Annotated in this window: 1 protein-coding gene; it reads right to left on the reverse strand. The window is 67.8% G+C overall.

The annotated features are described in order from the left end of the window. Positions 1-698, reverse strand: a 698-nt coding sequence (locus tag O3Q52_RS53740; RefSeq protein ID WP_269655635.1) for a condensation domain-containing protein, incomplete at its 3' end; no start/stop codon positions are given. Positions 699-780 lie beyond the last annotated feature (82 nt).

A 780-nucleotide genomic window follows, 5' to 3' on the forward strand; every position in this document is an offset into this window, starting at 1 on the left:
TACGCGACCGACACATCACCCGCCAACGGCCCCATCGACCATCCGTCACCGGCAATGTGATGCACCACCAGCACCAGCACGCACTCACCCGGCCCCACCCGCAGCAGCCACGCCCGCAAAGGAAACTCAGCGCTCAGGTCGAACATGTGACCCGCCAGCCCGGCAACCGCGTCCGTCAGACCCTCCCGTGCCACCTCGACCACCGGCAGATCGAAAGAAACAGGCGGGGCGAGGATCTGCTGATACGGCCTGCCCTCATCAGTGGCAAAGACCGTCCGCAGCACCTCGTGCCGGCCCACCACGTCACCAAGCGCCATCCGCAACGTCTCGACGTCCAAGGCACCGGTCAACCGCAGAGCCACAGGAATGTTGTAGGTCGCCGACGGACCCTCCAACTCGCCCAGGAACCACAACCGCTGCTGCGCGAACGAGACCGGTAGCGCCGTGGGCCGTGTCATCGCCACCAGCGCGGGACGTGTCGTACCCGAATCCGTCAGCCGCTGCGCGAGTCCGGCCACGGTCGGCGCCTCGAACAGCGCGCGCACCGCGACTTCCGCACCCAGAGCCGTCCGGATCCTGTTGGTCAGCTGCACCGCGAGCAGTGAGTGGCCGCCCAGTTCGAAGAAGTTGTCGTCCACGCCGACCGTGGGCAGGCCCAGCACCTCGGCGAACACGGAACACAGAAGCTTCTCCTGCACCGTGACCGGCCCCCGGCCACGGTCGGCCGCCAGGTAGTCCGGAGCCGGCAGGGCCCTACGGTCCAGCTTGCCGTTCACCGTC

Origin of the sequence: Streptomyces sp. ActVer (assembly GCF_027270795.1) — a bacterium.
Lineage (GTDB): Bacteria > Actinomycetota > Actinomycetes > Streptomycetales > Streptomycetaceae > Streptomyces > Streptomyces umbrinus_A.